General features: G+C 60.0%; 19 protein-coding genes. 8 read left to right on the top strand and 11 right to left on the bottom strand.

What is annotated here, in order from left to right:
- Positions 1-95 precede the first annotated feature (95 nt).
- Together J2X71_RS04290 and mutS are read right to left on the bottom strand one after the other, a co-directional pair.
- Entirely contained in the window at positions 96-371 is a 276-nt protein-coding gene (locus J2X71_RS04290; protein ID WP_113325054.1) for a hypothetical protein, read from the bottom strand.
- Positions 372-381: 10 nt separating this feature from the next.
- On the bottom strand, positions 382-3,108 hold the full coding sequence (gene mutS, locus J2X71_RS04285) for a DNA mismatch repair protein MutS (RefSeq protein WP_310379431.1): 2,727 nt from the start codon (positions 3,106-3,108) through the stop codon (positions 382-384).
- Between the two features lie 113 nt (positions 3,109-3,221).
- On the opposite strand from mutS, the gene J2X71_RS04280 reads away from it, so the two are divergent.
- A complete protein-coding gene (locus J2X71_RS04280; RefSeq protein WP_310379429.1) occupies positions 3,222-5,507 on the top strand; it encodes an NADP-dependent malic enzyme in 2,286 nt (761 codons plus the stop codon).
- 45 nt (positions 5,508-5,552) lie between these two features.
- Here the strand turns inward: J2X71_RS04280 and J2X71_RS04275 are convergent, their stop codons facing one another.
- The 6 genes from J2X71_RS04275 to J2X71_RS04250 all read right to left on the bottom strand — a co-directional run bounded on the left by J2X71_RS04275 (position 5,553) and on the right by J2X71_RS04250 (position 12,026).
- Positions 5,553-6,188 (bottom strand): VOC family protein, encoded by a 636-nt coding sequence (locus tag J2X71_RS04275; RefSeq protein WP_310379427.1) that lies wholly within the window; start codon positions 6,186-6,188, stop codon positions 5,553-5,555.
- Between the two features lie 118 nt (positions 6,189-6,306).
- A complete protein-coding gene (locus J2X71_RS04270) occupies positions 6,307-7,179 on the bottom strand; it encodes a GNAT family N-acetyltransferase (protein ID WP_310379426.1) in 873 nt (290 codons plus the stop codon).
- A 108-nt stretch (positions 7,180-7,287) separates the two neighbouring features.
- The gene (locus tag J2X71_RS04265; protein WP_310379424.1) at positions 7,288-9,522 is read right to left on the bottom strand and encodes an ATP-binding protein; all 2,235 of its coding nucleotides are present in this window, start codon (positions 9,520-9,522) and stop codon (positions 7,288-7,290) included.
- Between the two features lie 55 nt (positions 9,523-9,577).
- Positions 9,578-10,084, bottom strand: coding sequence for a signal peptidase II (gene lspA / locus J2X71_RS04260; protein ID WP_310379422.1), 507 nt, complete (start codon positions 10,082-10,084; stop codon positions 9,578-9,580).
- Positions 10,081-10,938, bottom strand: a complete 858-nt coding sequence (locus tag J2X71_RS04255) for an RNA methyltransferase (RefSeq protein WP_310379420.1) — start codon at positions 10,936-10,938, stop codon at positions 10,081-10,083. The genes lspA and J2X71_RS04255 overlap by 4 nt, the downstream gene beginning before the upstream one ends.
- Positions 10,935-12,026 carry a class I SAM-dependent methyltransferase gene (locus tag J2X71_RS04250; protein ID WP_310379418.1) on the bottom strand — a complete coding sequence of 364 codons (1,092 nt, stop codon included), beginning with the start codon at positions 12,024-12,026 and terminating at the stop codon, positions 10,935-10,937. Before J2X71_RS04250 ends, J2X71_RS04255 begins: the two co-directional genes overlap by 4 nt.
- Before the next feature lie 115 nt (positions 12,027-12,141).
- Here J2X71_RS04250 and J2X71_RS04245 point away from each other — a divergent pair, with 115 nt between their 5' ends.
- Together J2X71_RS04245 and J2X71_RS04240 are read left to right on the top strand one after the other, a co-directional pair.
- Entirely contained in the window at positions 12,142-12,594 is a 453-nt protein-coding gene (locus J2X71_RS04245) for a carbon monoxide dehydrogenase subunit G (RefSeq protein WP_310379416.1), read from the top strand.
- A 45-nt stretch (positions 12,595-12,639) separates the two neighbouring features.
- The gene (locus J2X71_RS04240; RefSeq protein ID WP_310379414.1) at positions 12,640-13,083 is read left to right on the top strand and encodes a GNAT family N-acetyltransferase; all 444 of its coding nucleotides are present in this window, start codon (positions 12,640-12,642) and stop codon (positions 13,081-13,083) included.
- Between the two features lie 6 nt (positions 13,084-13,089).
- Here J2X71_RS04240 and J2X71_RS04235 read toward each other — a convergent pair whose 3' ends face one another.
- The 3 genes from J2X71_RS04235 to sppA form a co-directional block, all read right to left on the bottom strand.
- Positions 13,090-13,422, bottom strand: a complete 333-nt coding sequence (locus tag J2X71_RS04235; protein WP_037100920.1) for a LapA family protein — start codon at positions 13,420-13,422, stop codon at positions 13,090-13,092.
- 100 nt (positions 13,423-13,522) lie between these two features.
- Positions 13,523-13,822 (bottom strand): integration host factor subunit beta, encoded by a 300-nt coding sequence (locus J2X71_RS04230; protein WP_003544934.1) that lies wholly within the window; start codon positions 13,820-13,822, stop codon positions 13,523-13,525.
- 30 nt (positions 13,823-13,852) lie between these two features.
- Positions 13,853-14,803 (bottom strand): signal peptide peptidase SppA, encoded by a 951-nt coding sequence (sppA, locus tag J2X71_RS04225; protein WP_113325065.1) that lies wholly within the window; start codon positions 14,801-14,803, stop codon positions 13,853-13,855.
- Positions 14,804-15,026: 223 nt separating this feature from the next.
- Here sppA and lptC point away from each other — a divergent pair, with 223 nt between their 5' ends.
- The 5 genes from lptC to hpf all read left to right on the top strand — a co-directional run bounded on the left by lptC (position 15,027) and on the right by hpf (position 19,785).
- Complete coding sequence (gene lptC / locus J2X71_RS04220) at positions 15,027-15,692, top strand: LPS export ABC transporter periplasmic protein LptC (RefSeq protein ID WP_113325066.1); 666 nt, start codon at positions 15,027-15,029, stop codon at positions 15,690-15,692.
- A gap of 13 nt (positions 15,693-15,705) precedes the next feature.
- Positions 15,706-16,356 carry an LptA/OstA family protein gene (locus tag J2X71_RS04215; RefSeq protein WP_113325067.1) on the top strand — a complete coding sequence of 217 codons (651 nt, stop codon included), beginning with the start codon at positions 15,706-15,708 and terminating at the stop codon, positions 16,354-16,356.
- Positions 16,357-16,372: 16 nt separating this feature from the next.
- Positions 16,373-17,173 carry an LPS export ABC transporter ATP-binding protein gene (gene lptB / locus J2X71_RS04210; protein WP_037100928.1) on the top strand — a complete coding sequence of 267 codons (801 nt, stop codon included), beginning with the start codon at positions 16,373-16,375 and terminating at the stop codon, positions 17,171-17,173.
- Between the two features lie 156 nt (positions 17,174-17,329).
- Positions 17,330-18,880, top strand: coding sequence for an RNA polymerase factor sigma-54 (gene rpoN / locus J2X71_RS04205; RefSeq protein ID WP_310379217.1), 1,551 nt, complete (start codon positions 17,330-17,332; stop codon positions 18,878-18,880).
- Between the two features lie 323 nt (positions 18,881-19,203).
- Positions 19,204-19,785, top strand: coding sequence for a ribosome hibernation-promoting factor, HPF/YfiA family (gene hpf / locus J2X71_RS04200; RefSeq protein WP_007814977.1), 582 nt, complete (start codon positions 19,204-19,206; stop codon positions 19,783-19,785).
- The last annotated feature ends 4 nt before the right edge of the window (positions 19,786-19,789 follow it).

Below are 19,789 nucleotides of genomic sequence, written 5' to 3'. Positions count from 1 at the left end.
CGCGGATTGACACAGGTCTCCATATTCCATGAACCTTTAAATTTGGCGAAATGGTGTTGGCAAGCCGTCGGCCGCGGACGCTTTGCCGCAAGTCCTTAGGCTGAAGCCTGCGTCAGCAGCGTATCGAGAACCTGCCGCGTTTCACTCATGATGCCATTGAGCGTCGCCTTGTCGCATTCGCGGTATCCGGCGTCAATGATTGCACTGCTGAGCTCGCCGATCTTCAAGCAGGAGCCGGTAATCTTCGCCATGCCGATCGGCGTATTCCAGCCGCGCGCCTCCAGATTACCATCAGATTGTTTCATAATCTCCAGCATCGAGACGATGACGGAGAGGCGCTGGGTTTCCTGAAGCAGTTTTTCCATGAACATCGGGGAATTCCTACTTCATCTTTTTCTTGAGATCGTAGAGCGCATCGAGCGCCTCGCGCGGTGTCATATCGTCGAGGCTCATCGCCTTCAGGGCCTCCTCGACCTTGGACGGCCCGCGGGTCGCCTCCTCGCGGCGCACTGCGACCTGGAAGAGCGGCAAGTCGTCGATCAGCTGGCTTGCCGGGTTCTTGCGGTCGGCATCCTCAAGACGGGTCAGCACGTCCCGCGCCCGCGCCACGACCGAGGCCGGCAGGCCGGCGAGCCGCGCGACCTGAATGCCGTAGGACCGGTCGGCTGCCCCTGGACCGACCTCATGCAGGAAGATCACGTCGCCGTCCCATTCCTTCACGCGCATCGTTGCGTTCGATAGCCGGGCAAGCTTTTCGGAAAGCACGGTCAGCTCATGGAAATGCGTCGCGAAAAGCCCGCGGCAGCGGTTGGCTTCATGCAGATGCTCGACAGCAGCCCAGGCGATGGAAAGACCGTCGAAGGTCGCAGTACCCCGGCCAATCTCGTCGAGAATGACCAGCGAGTGCTCGCTCGCCTGATTGAGGATCGCCGCAGTCTCGACCATCTCCACCATGAAGGTGGAACGCCCGCGCGCCAGATCGTCGGATGCGCCGACGCGCGAGAACAGCCGGTCGACGATGCCGATATGCGCTGACGTCGCCGGCACGAAGGAGCCCATCTGCGCAAGAATGGCGATCAGCGCATTCTGGCGCAGGAACGTCGATTTACCGCCCATGTTCGGGCCGGTCAGCAGCCAGATCGCGCCATCCTTACCATCGGAGACGGGCGACAGATCGCAATTATTGGCGACGAAAGGACCGATGGACTGGCGCCGCAGTGCCTGTTCGACGACGGGATGGCGCCCACCCTCGATCGCAAACATCTTCGAGCCGTCGACCAGCGGCCGGCAATAGGCCTGCTCTTCGGCAAGGAGTGCCAGACCTGCAGCGACATCGATGACGGCAAGCGCCCGTGCGCCAGCCTTGATCGCTTCAGCCTCGGCAACGGTCGCTTCCGCCATCCGGTCGAAAGCTTCGAGCTCGATCTGCAGCGCGCGGTCGGCGGCGTTAGCGATGCGGCTTTCGAGATCGGCAAGCTCCGTCGTGGTGAACCGCATGGCATTTGCCATCGTCTGGCGGTGGATGAAGCGGGCCTTCGCCTCCGCCGTATCGGTCATCGGTCCGGCATTGCCGGCGGTGACCTCGATGAAGTAACCGAGGATATTGTTGTGTTTGATCTTCAGCGATTTGATGCCGGTCTCTTCGGCATATTGCAGCTGCAGGCCTGCAATGACCCGGCGCGACTGGTCGCGCAGCGCCCGAACCTCGTCGAGGCCGGCATTGGCGCCGTCGCGCAGGAAGCCGCCATCGCGTTTTAAGAGCGGCAGTTCCTCGGCGAGGTTTTCGGCAAGCAAGGTTTCGAGCTCGCACGGTAGAGCCTGCAGTCCCGTACGCGCCTGTTCCAACTCCTCCGGCAGCATCGCGCTTCCCAGCAGATCGGCAATATGCGCCGCAGCGCCAAGCCCCTGGCGGATCGCCCAGAGATCACGCGGACCGCCGCGGTCGAGCGCCAGGCGCGAGAGCGCCCGCGGCATGTCGGGTACGTGTTTCAGTGCATCGCGCAGGTCGCCACAGAGCGAGGGTTCCTGCATCAGGAAGCTTATCGAATCCAGGCGCTCGTTGACGCGGGCGGGATCGGTGAGCGGCGACATCAGTCTTTCGGCAAGCAGCCGCGCTCCGCCACCGGTGGTCGTGCGGTCGATCGCCTTCAGCAGCGCACCGTTGCGATCACCGGAGAGTGTGCGCACAAGTTCCAGATTGGCGCGAGTGGCCGGATCGATGAACAGCGTCGAGGCGCCGCTCTCCCGTTCCGGTCTGCCGAGCGGCGGCCGTTCGGCAATCTGCGTCTTCTCCACATAGGCGATGGCGGCTGCCGCGGCTGCAAGCTCGGCGCGCGAGAAACTTCCAAAACCGTCGAGCGTCGAAACGTCGAAGTAGCGCGCTATACGGGTTTCTGCCGTCGCGCTGTCGAAAAGCACAGCCGGTTGTGGAACGGCGGTGCGGCCGAGTACATCGAAGACCGATTTCAGTTCGCCGTCATAAAACATCGTATCCGGTACGATGAGTTCGCGCGGATCGATGCGCAGGATATCGGCGAGCAGTCGCGATGCATCGGTTTCCGCCAACCGGAAGACGCCGGTGGAAATATCGATCCAGGCAAGCGCCAGCACCGGCTCGGAAGAACCGCGGATACGCGACAGAGTCATCAGATAGTTCGATTCCGAGGGCGAAAGCAGCTTCTCCTCGGTAATAGTGCCCGGTGTGACGAGGCGGACGACATCGCGCTTGACGACGGATTTCGCCCCCCGCTTCTTGGCTTCCGCCGGGTCTTCCACCTGCTCGCAGACGGCGACGCGATAGCCGAGCGCAATCAGCTTCTGCAGATAATCGTCGGCCGCATGCACAGGCACGCCGCACATCGCAATATCCTGCCCCATATGCTGGCCGCGCTTGGTGAGCGTGATGCCGAGCGCGCGCGAAGCCTCGAGCGCATCCTCGAAGAACAGCTCGTAGAAATCGCCCATGCGATAGAAGAGCAGCGAATCCGGATTGTTCGCCTTGATCTCGATAAACTGTTCCATCATCGGCGTCGCCGAGGCGCGGCTTTCTTCAGTCGCGAGCTCGGCTGCCGAGAAGGCTTCGTTTCTGATGTCTATTCGTGCGTTCACGGAGGTGCAGTTTTTCCCAAAAAAACAGGTGCCAACCCTATCCGCGCGCCGCTATAGATGACAACAGCAATTGGGGAAGAGGAAAACGTCACCCACAGACGTTTGGAGGAGGCATGTCCCAGATGGAGAAGAAAGAACGGCCGGTGACCTCTGTTACCGATCAGGAAGCGCTCGAATTTCACGCGATGGGTCGGCCCGGCAAGCTGGAGATCAACCCGACCAAGCCGATGGCGACGCAGCGCGACCTCTCGCTGGCCTATTCTCCCGGTGTCGCGGTGCCGGTCAAAGCCATCGCCACCGATCCGGCCACGGCCTATGATTATACGACCCGCGGCAATATGGTTGCCGTCATTTCCAATGGCACGGCCATTCTCGGTCTCGGCAATCTCGGCGCGCTTGCCTCCAAGCCGGTCATGGAAGGCAAGTCCGTACTCTTCAAGCGTTTCGCCGATGTCGATTCCATCGACCTTGAAGTCGATACGGAAAATGTCGACGAATTCATCAACTGCGTGCGTTTCCTCGGGCCGTCCTTCGGTGGCATCAATCTGGAAGACATCAAGGCGCCGGACTGTTTCGTCATCGAAAGCCGACTGCGCGAACTGATGGATATTCCTGTTTTCCATGACGATCAGCACGGCACCGCGATCATTGCCGCCGCCGGCCTTATCAACGCGCTGGAACTGACCGGCCGCGATCTCAAGACCACCAAGCTCGTCTGCAACGGCGCGGGCGCCGCCGCCATCGCCTGCGTAGAGCTCATCAAGTCGATGGGCTTTGCGCCTGAGAACATCATCCTCTGCGATACCAAGGGCGTCATCTATCAGGGTCGTACCGAAGGCATGAACCAGTGGAAATCGGCGCATGCGGCAAAGACCGATACCCGCACGCTCGAAGAAGCCATGAAGGGCGCAGACGTCGTTTTCGGCCTGTCGCAGAAGGGCGCCTTCTCCGAGGAGATGATCCGCTCCATGGCCGACCGGCCAGTCATCTTCGCCATGGCCAACCCCGACCCGGAAATTACGCCCGAGGAAGTTGCTCGTGTTCGTGATGACGCCATTATGGCGACCGGCCGTTCGGACTATCCGAACCAGGTCAACAACGTGCTGGGCTTTCCCTATATCTTCCGCGGCGCCCTCGATGTCCGCGCCTCGACCATCAATGATGCGATGAAGATTGCCGCTGTGAAGGCACTCGCCAGCCTTGCCCGTGAAGACGTGCCCGATGATGTTGCGGCTGCCTATCAGGGCAATCGTCCGCGTTTTGGTGCGCAATACATCATCCCGGTTCCCTTCGATCCGCGCCTGATATCCGCCATTCCGGCCGCCGTTGCCGAAGCGGCGATCGAAAGCGGCGTCGCCCGCAAGATCATCACCGACATGGCCGGCTACAAGCGAGAACTGTCGGCCCGCCGCGACCCGATCGCCTCCACGCTTGCCAGCCTCTATGAGCGCGTGCGCCGCCATCCGAAGCGCGTGGTCTTTGCCGAGGCCGAAGAAGAGCAGGTGATGCGCGCCGCCATGTCTTACGCCAATCAGCAGCTTGGCACCGCGATCCTGCTCGGCCGCGAGGATCTGATCCGTGCAACGGCCGAACGCGCAGGCATCGACCTCAATCGTCCAGGCCTCGAGATCGTCAACGCCCGTATCTCGACCCGCGTCGAGGCCTATATCGATTATCTCTATGCCCGCCTGCAGCGGAAGGGCTATTTGCACCGCGACGCGCAGCGCCTGATCCATAATGACCGCAACCATTTTGCTGCCACCATGGTGGCGCTTGGCGATGCCGATGGCATGGTGACGGGCATCACCCGCAACTATTCGACGGCACTCGAAGATGTGCGCCGCTGCATCGACCATAAGCCGGGCCATCGAGTGATCGGCGTGTCGATCGCGCTTTGCCGCGGCCGCACGGTCTTCGTTGCCGACACTGCGGTTCACGATATGCCGACGGCCGAGGAGCTTGCCGATATTGCCGAGGAGGCCGCAGGTCTCGCGCGTCGCATGGGCTACCAGCCGCGCGTCGCGTTGCTCGCCTATTCCACCTTCGGCCATCCCTCGGGGGAGCGTTCCGAGCGCGTCCGCGAAGCTGTGAAGATCCTCGACAAGCGTCGCGTCGATTTCGAGTATGATGGCGAAATGGCCGCCGACGTTGCCCTGAACCGTAAGGTGATGGAACAATATCCTTTCTGCCGCCTCTCCGGTCCGGCCAACGTCCTCGTCATGCCGGCATTCCACTCGGCATCGATCTCGACGAAGATGCTGCAGGAACTCGGCGGCTCGACGGTCATCGGACCCATCCTCGTCGGCCTCGACAAGGCGGTGCAGATCACCTCGATGGGCGCCAAGGACAGCGATATCGTCAACATGGCTGCGATTGCGGCCTATGCTGCCGGTTCCTGATAAGTAATAGAGGCGGACCGCTAGTGTGGTCCGCCTCAGACGAGCTTAGCCTGCAAAAGCGATCAGATTTCCATCCGGATCGCATACGATGAATGTTCGCGCGCCCCAGGGTTCCAGCCTCAGCGGCTGATGAAACGGAACGCCGTTTGCGGTGTATTCGAGAAAAAGCGCCTTCACGTCATCAAGCGTAATCGTCGCCGAGAGGATATCCCTCTCGCGCTGGCGAAGCTCCGGATGGAAGGCCGGCATGTCAACGTGCCGGAGATTGAGCCTCGCCGCACCGCGAACGACCTGCGCATAAAAGGGCGGTTCGCCATAAATGAAGGCGAGGGCGAAGCCGAGCTTCTGTGTGTAGAAATCGCAGGCGGCCTGGATATCGCTCACGAAAAGCTGCGGCTGGGCATCGAGCAGCGTCGGTTGGGATGTGGATTTTTGTTCGGCTGTTGCACTCATGTCGGCGAGACCCTTTTTCAGCGCCGCCCAGCTTTCGAATCCCTGCTGCGCCGCCACCAGTTCCTGCGCATCCGCAAGCTTGAACTCAAGCTCGAGGATTTGCCGGTCACTGAGATGGCGGTAGCGGGCAAGCCAATAGCGGATTTCCGCTGCAACAGGATAATAACGATCCTGATGCCACCGTTTGAACCGCTTAGCTTTCTTCCTGAGATTTTCGAAATTCGGCATGGCGCAAGGTTTTGATGTTGTAGGCGGGCATAGCCCAGCCGGCACCATTGCCGATGCGCCCTACTGAAAACGCCGAAAGAGAATGAATTGGCGAGGCACCGCCGTCAAGCGGCAGCCATCAGCTTGCAAAACGGCCTGCATCCGCACCGTAATAATTGAGATACCGGTCGGAAATGCTTGATATCGGCAGCACGATCAGCACGTCGGTCGTGTTGAACGCCTGATCGACGACAGCGTGGGAGCCGACCATTGCGCCGAGGCGCAGGTAACCCTTGATGAGCGGCGGCAGCGCCATCAGCGCCCTTTTCGGGTTGACACCTTCAGCCGGCATCAGATCCATGTCGCGCGCCAGATGCGGCAGTGCGCCGACGGCCCATTCATCCTTGGCGAGTACGTTGTGATAGAGGAAGGAGAGAGCCAGCGCATGACTTTCCGGTTGAACACCCGGGAAGGAAGCACAGCCGAACATGGCGCTCATGCCGTGCTTCAGCGCGTAAGCCCAATTGCCCTGCCAGAGCAGTTCGACGATGCGCTTGGTGCGGTATTCCGGCAAAACGCAGGAGCGACCGAGCTCCATGAAGCGCTTGTCGGGGTGGCGGGCAATGAGCTCGTTGATCGCAAATTCCGAAGCCGAGTAAAAACCGCCATTGGCCATGGCGACGTCCTGTCTGAGCAGGCGGTAGGTACCGACGATCTGGTCTTCGGCATCGCCCTCGATCGAGCGGTCGAGAACGAGGAGATGGTCGCAGAAGGCGTCATAGGCATCGAAGTCCCGCTCGCGGCGCATGGCGTCCGCTGGCAGCTGAGCCTTCATTTCCTCGACGAAAACGCGGTAGCGCACGGCCTGCGAGGCATCGATCTCACGCGCGCTGCGGGCAAGGCGGGTCTCTAAATTGCCGATGCGGCCGAGAATATCGCCTTCCTTCGGTGCGGCCGTCGATGGCCGAGCGGCCTCGGCAGTGGCGTCACAATTAAGGATGTCAACAGACATGGCGATTCTCCCGTCTCCGGCCTATCACACGCCATAAAACACTTATGTACGACAGGAAAGTGACATACCGAATTTGTGCACGCAAGAAACGTGCCGTTTTCCCCAGCTTTAGCGCGCCTCAGCCCGACGGGCTGAAAGAGCAACAACCGCCTGTACTTCGGTGAGCAGCCTGACCGGATCCACCGGTTTCACCATGACGCGATTGGCGCCGTTGAGCAAGACCTGTCGCCGCGATTCGTCGCTCTTGTCCGCAGTCAAAACGATGACCGGAACCGGCTGAAGATCGAGCCTTCGTTCGTGCCCGCGCAGGCGTCCGAGCATGTCGATACCGTTGCCGCCGGGCATGGAGAGATCGCTGATGATAATATCGGGCCTGTCGTCACCAAGCGCACAATCGAGCAGAGTTTCGAAATCATCCACATGCCTGACGGAGTGGCCGCCTTTTTCCAGCATGACGCGTACCAGCATGGCGTTGATCGGATCGTCCTCGCCCAGGAGGACGGAAAGGCCGTTGCCCACCGCCGTCCGTTCTGCAATGGACGGGCCGAGGCCGGGCTGGTTGTCGTTCAGAGCATCGCGCTTCTCCATGCCACGCATGCGTCCGCGCAGCACGTCGATCAGCGACTGCTCGCGCAGCGGCCGGATCAGCCACGCATCGAAGAGGTCGAGCGAATAGGAGTTACGCTCTTCCGGATTGACGAGCAGCACCTTGCGCAGGCCGAGTGCCGCGATCTCCGTGCGATCGGCGATATGCAGCGAGAATTCCTCGGACATGCGGTGATCGACGATGATATCGGTCGGCCGGTCGCCGCTGCAGGCGAGGGCCAGCAGGCTCTCGCGCGCCGCCTCGCCGCCAGCGACGAGGTGGCAGCGCCCGCCGAGCGTCGTGATCGTCTCGGCAATCGCCGTGCGCGCTGCACCCGCCGGGGCAAGCAGCACGATGCTGTTTCCCGCCAGCAGTGCATTCCTGGTGGCTTTATCCTCTTCCGAAAGTTCGACGGGGAAGCGAATGGTGAACTGGCTGCCCCTGCCCCTCTCGCTTGCAACTGTCAGCGAACCGTCGAATTCACGCATGATGCGGGCGGAGATTGCAAGGCCGAGGCCTGTGCCGTTGCTCTTCTGGGCAAGCGAGCCGCCCTGTTCGAATTCCCCGAATATGCGCGCCTGTTCCTCCGCCGTCATGCCAGGCCCGGTATCGTTGACGGTAATCGACAGCTCGCCAGCTGCCCTGGAGACACGGATGAAGACGCCGCCGGTCTGCGTGAATTTCACCGCATTGCCGATGACATTGAAAAGCACCTGCCGCAGCCGCGCCGGATCGAAGCTCATCAGCTCCGGCACATCGGCAGAGACCGTAGCGCCGATCTCGATACCCTTTTCATGGGCGCGGTGCGCCAGCATTTCCACGACGCTTTCGACGAGCTTGCGCAGCGATTCCGATCTCGGGCGGAGTTCGAAACGGCCGACCTCGATGGTGGAGAAGTCGAGCAGATCCTCGACCAGCTGCGTCAGCGCATGGCCGGACTGGCGGATACTGGTCAGATAGTTCTGCTGTTCCTGCGTCAGCTTCGTTTCGGAAATCAGATGCGCCATGCCGAGAATGCCTGACAGAGGCGTGCGGATTTCGTGGCTAACCGTGGCGAGCAGCCGCGATTTGGCGGCGCTGTTATATTCTGCCTTCTGCCGTGCCTCCTCGCGGCTTTCGGCGGCAAGCCGCTCTTCAGTCACGTCGCGCGCGATGCTCTGCAGAAGCAAGCGTCCGTTTGCCGGATCACGGGTCACGACATCTTGCCAGAGAAAGATGCGCTGTCCGGCTGGTGTCGAAATCTCCACATCGTATCGATGTGGCTGCGGGCCGGGACGGAAGGCAAGGCCGATCTCTTCGCAGGTCTGGCCTTCGGGTTTGGCGCGCCCGGTGAGGCTGCGGAACGTCTCGTTGGTGCCGATGATGCGCCGGTCCATCATGCGGGTGACGACGATATCGCCGAGCACGTCATGGACCGTGCCGAGCAGGCCGGTTGCATCGACGCGTTCCGTCGTCTCCGGGCTACGGCCACCGGGCCGGTTTCCGTTCCTGAAAAGAACGGCAAGATAGCCTGCAATCGCGGCGATCAGGATGAGGCCGAGGACTGCCATGAGCGGACCGCCCCAATGAGAAAGCAATAGCAGCAGGATCGCCGAAATGAGACCTGCTCCGCCGAGCCAATGAAAGAGCAATGGATGCACGGAGCGAAGGGTAGCCGGCGACGTCAATTCACCCGCCGTCCGGCCTCGATAGGCCCTAACGGCGGCTCCGCCGAATGCGGCGGACAATCGTTCCTGTAGCTGCGCCATACTCTGCATGCAGTTCAGCTAACATATTGCCCGTTCCGAATGTTTTCAGGAATCCGCTAAAAATTTAGTGATCCGCCTTTTTCGGCTTCTGCAGCATCTCATCGAGAATGACGCAGCCGGCGCCGACAGTGATGAAACTGTCAGCGAGATTGAATACGGCGAAAGACCAGGTTTCCGTGTGGAAGAGGATGTAGTCGATCACGTGGCCATAGGCGAAACGGTCGATGAGATTGCCGATCGCCCCCGCAATGATGAGCGCATAACCAAAATGCGCCAGCCAGCGGTCCTTCGCGGTGCGATGCCAGAGATAAAGCACGAAGGCGACGATGATCAGACGCATCCCCACGATGAACCAGCCGTCCATGCCCGACAGCATCGAGAAGGCGACGCCGAGATTGTAGGTGCGGTAGAGCGCCAGCATCGGAATGACGGGAATGGCTTCCTGCAGCGGCAGGTAATGATCGACGGCGATCTTGACGATCTGGTCGAGGATGACGGCGATCACGATGAAGATCAGGATCGGCAGCGGTCGCGAAAAGAGCGCCGGGCGTGCGGTCGCAAGATCGGTCATTTGCCCTCGGACAGTAAGAGGAGGTGGCGGCGTGCCTCGAAAAGCATGACGGCGGTGGCAACGGCGAGATTGAGGGAATCGGCGCGGCCCTGCTGCGGAATGCGGGCAAGCGCATCGGCTTCGTTGGCAAGCTGCTCCGGCAGGCCGGATTGCTCGTTGCCCATCAACAGCACGACCGGTTTTTTCTTGTAATCGATCGTGCGGTAATCGACCGAGCCGGCAAGGTGGGTCGCAACGACGGAAACGCCAGCATGCTTCTTCCAGGCGGTGAATTCCTCTGCCGTCGCATGGGCAACCGGAACGGCAAAGACCGAGCCCATGGTGGCCCGCACTGTTTCCAGCGAGAAGGGATCGGTCGTCTCGCCGACAAGGATGACGCCGGAAGCGCCGGCCGCATCGGCCGTGCGGATGATTGTTCCGAGATTGCCGGGATCGCGCACGCGGTCGAGCGCTACCCAGGTTTCGCCATCCTTCGGCTTGACATCCCTCAGCTTCGTCCAGCGTGTTTCGAAAATGCCGACCACCATCTGCGGATTGTCGCGCCGGGTGATCGAGGAGATCACCTTCTCGTTAACTTCAAGCACGAGCCCGCCGGAGGCTACGGTCTTTGCTGCCATCTGCTCGACGAGCGGTTTGCCCTTGGCAGCTTTGGCGTAGACAAGCGTGCGGATCGTCCAGCCGAGCTCAATTGCATCGATGACGAGCTTCAGCCCTTCAGCCATGAAGGTGCCGCTCTCTTCGCGCGACTTCTTGTTGGTCAGCGCCTTGATGTCTTTGATGATCGGATTGGCAAGCGAGGTGACTTCCTTCACCTGTCCGACCTTGCGGGGGCCGCGATCGTGGAATTCGTTCATTTTGGCACCCAGCGGGAAAAGAGAGAGGTAGAGAGTGCGCGGCCCGGCGTCTTGCCGTCGAGACCGGCCTCGCGGATGACGAGTTCGCCGGATTCGACCACGCCGCCGGCCCCGCGCATCGTCTCGCGCATCAACTCGTGAATGGAATAGAAGCTCGCGCGGATCGAATAAGCCGTCAGCACGAGGCCAACGGCCTTCGGTGACAGGATCTCGCGGCAGATATCCAGCATCAACGGCAGGTGCTCGAAAAGGTGCCAGACCTCGCCATTCGGACCGCGGCCGAATTTCGGTGGGTCGGTGAGGATAATGTCGTACTGACTGCCGCGCCGTTCCTCACGCAGGATGAATTTCATCGCATCCTCGCAGATCCAGCGGATCGGCAGCTTTTCCATGCGTCCCAACGCCTGGTTTTCACGCGCCCAGCCGATCGCCTTCTTCGAGGCATCGACATGGGTGACTTCCGCACCGGCAGCCGCGGCGACCAGCGAGGCAACGCCCGTATAACCGAAAAGGTTCAGCACCTTCAGCGGCCGTCCGGCGCTTTCCACCTGTTGTTTCATCCAGCTCCAGTGAACGATCTGCTCTGGAAAGACCCCGACATGCCGGAAAGAGGTGAAGCGGCCGAAGAAGTCGACGCCGAGCAGGTTGAGCGGCCAGGTTTCGCCAAGCGCTTCCTTCGGAAAACGCCAGCGGCCGGTGCCTTCTTCATCCGTATCGCCGGTGAAGGCAGCATCGACCTTCTCCCAGACATGGGCGGGCAGCGACGGCTGCCAAAGTGCCTGTCCCTCCGGCCGCACGACCCGATAGGGGCCGTATTGTTCAAGTTTCTGACCGCTGCCGCTGTCGATCAGATGGAAATCGCCGGCACCCGTCGATTCCAGGATGACAGGCACGCGCTCTGCAGGCAGCTCGCCGTGGCGCGCCGTCAGCGGGCGTTCTATTACCGCTGGAACGGCTGCCGGCGGGCGCTGTTCGCGCGCTGGTGCCGCCTTCGTCTTCTCCGGCTTTGCAGGCCGCGCATCGGAGCGGCGTCCGCCCGAAGGGCCTGTCGCTACCCTCGCGCCAGGCCGGCGTTCTCTTTGTTTCAACGTGGTCTTCCGCGTCTTAAATTCAATTGAGCCAGTGCAAATAGCATCCCGTCCGACCTTGGCAAAGCGCTTTCCCGTTATGATATGGTCAGACCATGGAAATGGGGAATTGCTGATGGATCTGATCGGGGAGGAACGCATCGCCGCGCGGCGGGATGTTGTATGGGCGGCCATAAACGATCCGAATATCATCAGGCAATGCATTCCCGGCTGCCAGAGCGTGGAAAAGCTGTCGCCCACGCAATTCCTCGCAACCGTCAAAGTCGGCTTCGGCCTGTTTTCTGTGACGTTCCACGGCGAGATCAAGCTTTCGAATGTCGATGCGCCGCGCAGTTACACCATCGCCGCGGAAGGGCGGGGCGGCATTGCTGGCTTTGCAAGGGGCGAAGCCGATGTCACCTTGGTGGATGAGGGGCTGCACACCCTGCTGCGTTATAGTGCGGACGGCGATACGGGTGGCCGGATTGCCGAGCTCGGCGGCCGGCTGATCCGCACCACGCTGGAAAAGCTCGCGCGACGCTTCTGGGGGAGCTTCAATGCGGCCGTCATCGAAAAGGCCGCAGGCTAGGCACATGGGCTTGGCATCCTCCTTAATCCCTTTTACGCAAGACCGATGACCTGGAAAATCCGACCCAATTGCGCCGAAGACGTGACGCAGCTTGCCGACATCTACCTGTCTGTCCGGCGCCAGACCTTCACCTGGGTTGATCCCGGCAAGTTTCATCGGGAGGATTTTGCCGCTCATACCAACGGCGAGGTCGTTTCCGTCTGCGAGGGACTCGACGGGAAGATCGCCGGTTTTATCTCGATCTGGGCGGCGGATGATTTCATCCACATGCTCTATATCCTGCCTGAATTCCAGGGCAAAGGCGCGGGAACCGCCCTGCTGCAATCGCTCCCGGGCTGGCCAGAGCATAACTATCGGCTGAAATGCCTCGTCAACAACCGCGACGCCAAGGCCTTCTATCTGGCACATGGCTTTCAGGTCACCGGCAGAGGTGCCTCACCCGAAGGCGATTATGAAGAGCTGAGTTTCACTCCGGCGCCAGTGGAATAGCGGCAGTCATCGCGAGGGCAATTGCCCGACGATCTCTTCTGCGCGCGTCTTGTGACGATCTGCTTCGCCCTGCCAGCGGATAGCCTCCTTGGCTTCGACGCGTGCGCGCTTGCGGTGCTTGCCCTGGTTGAACCAGGTCGCAGCAGAGCCCACCAGCATGCCGATGATGAAAGCGATCAGCAGGAAAACGAAGAAAGGCGCGGCCAGAGAAAGAACCTGATCCTCCGGCCGGAACGGATTGAAGGCAAGCGTTACACTCTGCCGGTTGGCGACGCAAAAGATGATCAGGATGACGCCAAGCGGCAGCAAAATCAAAAGATTGATGATCTTCTTGGTCATGTCGGTCTCCGCGCCTGTTTAGCGAAGGCAAGCTTCGTTGACGCCAGAATAGAAGTGCCGCGGAGAAGTTCAAGTGCGGTTTGATGCCTGATGCCGAGGATCAATCCTCTTCGTCGGCTTGTCCGGGGTTCAGGCGCTCGCGCAGTTCCTTGCCGGTCTTGAAGAAGGGGACCCACTTCTCCTCGACGAAGACCGTATCGCCGGTGCGCGGGTTGCGGCCGGAACGGGAAGGGCGGTTCTTTACGGAAAATGCACCGAAGCCGCGCAGTTCGACGCGGTTGCCGGCGGCAAGCGCATCAGTGATCTCGTCGAGGACCGCATTGACGATATTTTCAACATCGCGGTGGTAGAGATGCGGATTGCGTGCCGCAACAATCTGCACCAATTCGGACTTGATCACGGTCGCCCCCTTAAATTATTGATTTCTTGTTCAATCCTGGCCAACCTGCCAAACTGAAAGCAGCCCGTCAAGAAGCAACTTTGGGGGCAGGATGCCGTTGAGATCCTGACTTTTGACAAGATCACCATAACCAAGGATCGTAATCAACCGGGAAACAGCTCCAGCGAGTAAGAAGGGCGTATTGCTCTTCTTGTCCCAGTCGACGACCGGCAGTTTGTCGCTGACGTTTCGGGAGGTCAGATAGGCGCGAATTTCCGGCTGTCCACCGACCGCATCGATGAGTTTCACCTTCAGCGCTTGCCGGCCCGTGTAGATCGTTCCGTCGGCAAGCTTCAGCACTTCGTCATGCGGCAATTTGCGCCGGTCGGCAACGAGGTTGACGAACCAGTCGTAACTGTCGAGAACCATGTTGCGGATCATGGCCTTGGCTTCTTCACTGGTGTCGTGGAACGGCGAGGGCTCGGCCTTGAGCGGAGAGGATTTGATCTCCTGCAGCGAGACGCCGAGCTTGTCGAGCAGTGGCTGGATCTGCGGGTACTGGAAGATGACGCCGATCGAGCCAGTGATCGAGCTTTCGCCCGCGATGATCGTATCGCCGGCCGTCGCAATCATATAGCCTGCGGAGGCTGCAAGCGTCCTGACGTCGGAGACGACGGGCTTCTTTTCCGCAATCGCCCGGATCGCCTTGAAGATCTTTTCGCCGCCATAGGTCGTGCCGCCCGGCGAGGAGATCGAGATCACGACTGCCTTGACCTGATCATTGTCCTTGATCTTTTCCAGTCGCTCGAGCAACTCGTCATCATCGGTGATCAGGCCGGAGATCGTCACATGGGCGATATGGGGCCGCGCGGTGCTGCCTTCGCTGAAGGCAAAATTATAAAGCGCAAAGCCGAGCGCGACGAGCAGCACGACCGCGGCAAGGCGCCAGAAGCCAAGCCTGCGGCGCAGCAGCCGGCGGTCTGCGATGATCGAGCTGTCCATTCCAACCTCCAGAGACGAAACCCAACGGCGGTACTCCGCCGCTGGGGAGATAAGGCGCACGCTGCCGCGAGAAAATGCCTCGGGAACCTGCTATTTTCGGTTTAGTTGCTTGTTGCAGAAAAAAATCCATATTGGCAAGCCAATGTAATAATGCGAAACGAACTGTGATTGGCGCCCGGCATTGCTATATAAGCGGCACGATCATCACACACGGACCAGGCATATGCTCGATACCCTCAGGAACAACGGGAAGCCCGCATACGCGGGGCCAAAGGACAGTGCCTATGGCCTTGCCCGGTTCCATTCCGCGCGTGTCCGCCGCCTGAAGTTCTTGCTGCCGGGCGCAGCCCTCATCATTTCCCTCATCTTCATCGCCGTCTCGGTGATCCGCACTTACCTGCCGGAAACCATTAAGATCGAGGGCGCCAAAATCGAGAACGGCAAGGTCGTGATGGAAAAGCCGGCAATCGCCGGCCGCAACTCCGACGGCATCAACTATTCGATGCTCGCCGAACGCGCACTGCAGGATATTCGCAATCCAGATCTCATCACGCTGGAGACGATCAAGGCCGCCGTGCCGATGAATGACGGCCTGATGGCCCGCGTGACCGCGGCGACGGCAGATTTCAATCGCGCCACAGACAATCTGCATATGACGGCGCCGTTCACGCTTGTTCTGAGCAGCGGTCTCGTTGCGAATTTTCAGTCTGCACACCTTGATATCAAGGGTGGAAACATGACGACGGATGATCCCGTCAGAATTACCAAGGACAATGCTTCGATTGTTGCGCGGTCGATGAATATAACCGATAAGGGGCGCGTGATCACATTCGAGGGGAACGTTCGCATGAATGTTGATTCATCCACCATCCATAAACAGGGCACCTAAAGAGCCGGGTCACATGACAAAAGATTGTCGCATTTCAACTCGCAAGACGGGCGTAGCTTTTATCACAGGCGCGCTTGCCTTCGTCCTGTCGGTCGCGGGCGCGGCCGCCCAGTCGACGACGATGCCTGGCATGAAGCTTTCCAGCGATCAGCCGATCCAGATTGAAAGCAACAAGCTGGAAATCCATGACCAGGAACACACGGCGCTCTTCACTGGCGACGTCAAGGTTGTTCAGGGCACGACGACGTTGCAGGCCGGCAAGATGACGGTCTATTACAAGGACAAGGCGAAGCAGCCGGCAGCGGGCGATGCTGCCACCAAGCCGGCACCTGCTGCCGAGACGGCTCCGGTCGCTGCAGAACAGTCGAGCTCGCTTGCCTCGGGTAGTGCCGATATCGATAAGATCCTGGTGACCGACAAGGTTTACCTGACGTCGGGCACGCAGACGGCGACCGCCGATGATGGCAATTTCGATATGACCTCGCAGGTCTTTATCCTCACGGGCAAGAAGGTCGTGCTGACCGATGGCCCGAACGTCTTTACCGGCTGCCAGCTCACGGTTCACATGGCGACCGGTCAGGCGGAGCTTGAAAGCTGCGGTGGTCGTGTCCAGATTCAGCTCGATCCAAAATCGCAGCCGAGTCAGCAGCCAAAGCAGAACTGAGAAGTCGACCTTTCACGTGAAGCTATTCTCCTTATCCACCAAGTCCGGCAGAGCCGCGACGGAAGCCGCGGCTCCTGTCGACAAGGCTCGTTATCAGGGAACGCTGATCGCACGCGGTCTGACCAAGACCTATGCGACGCGGCGTGTCGTCAATGGCGTCTCGCTAGTCGTGCGGCGTGGTGAGGCTGTGGGTCTGCTGGGGCCTAACGGTGCCGGTAAGACGACCTGTTTCTACATGATCACCGGCCTCGTGCCTGTTGATGAGGGAACGATCGAAATCGACGGCAACGACGTGACGACGATGCCTATGTATCGTCGCTCGCGCCTCGGCGTCGGCTACCTCCCGCAGGAAGCCTCGATCTTTCGCGGCCTGACGGTGGAGGAGAATATCCGCGCCGTTCTCGAGGTCCATGAAAAGGACAAGGCGGCGCGTGAGCACAAGCTCGACGAACTGCTTGAGGAGTTTCACATCGCGAAGCTCCGCAAGAGTGCCGCCGTGGCTCTCTCGGGCGGTGAACGCCGACGCCTAGAAATTGCCCGCGCACTTGCGACCGACCCGACCTTCATGCTGCTCGACGAGCCCTTTGCAGGTGTCGATCCGATCTCGGTTGCCGATATTCAGAACCTCGTGCATCATTTGACGGCACGCGGCATCGGCGTTCTCATCACCGACCACAATGTGCGTGAGACGTTGGGGCTGATCGACCGGGCTTATATTATCCATGCTGGCGAAGTGCTGACCCACGGACGCGCGAACGACATCGTCAACAATCCGGAAGTGCGCCGGCTTTACTTGGGCGACAATTTCAGTCTCTGAACCGGTCCTGCACGACAGAAAATTGCGGCTGCGGCATAGGTTCCGCTTGACCAAGTAGGATAAAAAAGCAATTTTTGGGCCAACTCGGAATTCCGTGGCCTGAAATCTTCATCAGACGCGGTTTCCTGGAGGAGTCGAGGGAGTTTCGCGTCCGCCATGGCCCTGTCTGCCAATCTTTTTCTGCGACAGAACCAGTCCCTGGTGATGACACCGCAACTGATGCAATCCATCCAGTTGCTGCAGATGACGCATGTCGAACTCACTCAGTTCATCGCCCAGGAAGTGGAGAAGAACCCACTTCTGGAACTTCCGTCGGACGAGGGCGAGGCCGGGGAACGCGGCGAGGCTGCGGACGAACCATACCCGCAGCAAACGGATGATGCGGGGGACGGCGAATATGAGGATCGCGGCGAAACGCTGTCCGGCGACTGGTACGATAATGGGAGCTCAAGCCGGCTGAGTGACGAGCTGGATGCCAATTACACCAATGTCTTCCCCGATGACGGCGCACCGCAGCGCCTCGACGCCCCCGAACTCATCAGCCAGTGGAAATCCATGCCGGGCAGCGCCGAAGGTGCTGACAGCAATTACGATCTCGATGAGTTCGTCGCCGGTCAGGTCTCTTTGCGCGACCACCTTGCCCAGCAGATACCCTTCATATTGCCCGATATGGCCGATCGCCTGATTGCCCAGAATCTGGTCGATCAGCTCGACGATGCCGGCTATCTGCAGGCCGATGTCGCGGAAGCCGGCGAGCGTCTCGGTACCGATGCAGACGACATCGAGCGCGTGCTCTCAGCGCTGCAGACGCTCGATCCGCCCGGCGTGTTCGCCCGTAGCCTTGCCGAATGCCTGGCGATCCAGCTTCGCCAGAAGGATCGTTTCGATCCCGCCATGCAGGCGCTGGTCGAAAATCTCGAATTACTGGCGCGCCGCGACTTCGTCACCCTGAAACGCCTCTGCGGCGTCGATGAGGAAGACCTGCTCGACATGCTCGCCGAAATCCGCCAACTCAATCCGAAGCCCGGCAGCGGTTTCGAGCCTGGCGTTTCAGAGGCGATCATGCCTGACGTCGTGGTCCGCCCCTCCTCGGATGGCGCCTGGCTGGTCGAGCTCAACCCGGATACGCTGCCGCGGGTCCTCGTCAATCAGTCCTATTTTTCGCGCGTCGCGAAGAACGGCGAGGATCACGCCTTCCTCTCCGAATGTCTGCAGACCGCCAACTGGCTGACGCGCAGCCTGGATCAGCGCGCCAAGACCATCATGAAGGTCGCAAGCGAGATCGTGCGCCAGCAGGATGCCTTCCTCTTGCACGGCGTCGATCATCTGCGGCCGCTGAACCTGAAGACGGTGGCCGAGGCGATCAAGATGCATGAATCGACGGTCAGCCGTGTCACGTCGAATAAATACATGCTGACGCCGCGCGGCCTCTTCGAACTGAAATACTTTTTCACGGTTTCGATTAGCGCCGTCGAGGGCGGTGACAGTCATTCGGCTGAAGCAGTTCGCCACAAGATCCGCACGCTGATCCTGCAGGAAAGCCCGGATACGGTACTCTCCGATGATGATATCGTCGATATGCTCAAAAAGGGCGGCATCGATCTCGCTCGTCGTACGGTCGCCAAATACCGCGAGGCGATGAACATCGCCTCTTCCGTCCAGCGCCGCAGGGAAAAGCGCGCACTGGCCAAGGTCGCCGGTTTCTGACTTGCAACGTTGGGGCGAGCCAATGATCGCCGCCTGGAACCGTTGATGGCGGAGACATCCCAATTTCATGGGATTTTCAATGCACGTTTTCCGCGTATGCTAGACCTCGCTGTGCCGGGCTATTGACTTTCCGGGAGGCTGTCGCTAGAAGCCCGCCGCAATCGGAGCAGCGAAGGGCATCCGGGCATTATCCCCATCATCCTCAAGGCACCAGGGACACGCAGACTTGAGCTCATCTTGCTTGAGATTGCGCGAAGTGCTTGGATGAGGTTAAGGCTTGGCGTAAACTGATACTCGCAAACTACCATAAGAAGGGAAACTCCATGAGTGTGCGTGTATCCGGTAAACATATGGAAATTGGTGACTCCTTCCGTCAAAAGATCGAGGACCAAATTGGTTTGGCCGTCACGAAATACTTCGACGGGGGATATTCCGGTCAGGTGATCGTGGAAAAGTCGAACTCTCGTTTTTCCGCCGATTGCAAGCTTCATCTCGATAGCGGCGTCGTGCTGCATGCGGCAGGCGAGGCCATGGATCCGCAGATTGCCTTTGATGCGGCATCCGAGCGTATCGAGAAGCGGCTGCGCCGCTACAAGCGGAAGCTCAAGGATCACCACGCCGGAAATCATCTGAACGGTAACGGCTTTGCAGAAGTCGCCTACACCGTCATGGATGCGGTTCCCGATCATGAAGACGAGGTTCCGGACGATTTCGCTCCGGCCATCGTCGCCGAAAGCACCAAGCAGCTCAAGACGATGTCTGTTGCAACCGCCGTCATGGCGCTCGACATGACCGACGAGCCGCTTCTCCTGTTCCGCAGCCCCGGCAAGGAACAGCTCAACATCGTTTACCGTCGTCACGACGGAAATATTGGCTGGATCGATTCGGCCAATATCAAAGGCTGAGATC

This window comes from Rhizobium sp. 1399, assembly GCF_031455475.1.
GTDB lineage: Bacteria > Pseudomonadota > Alphaproteobacteria > Rhizobiales > Rhizobiaceae > Rhizobium.
This window is presented reverse-complemented; position numbering and strand designations above follow the sequence as displayed.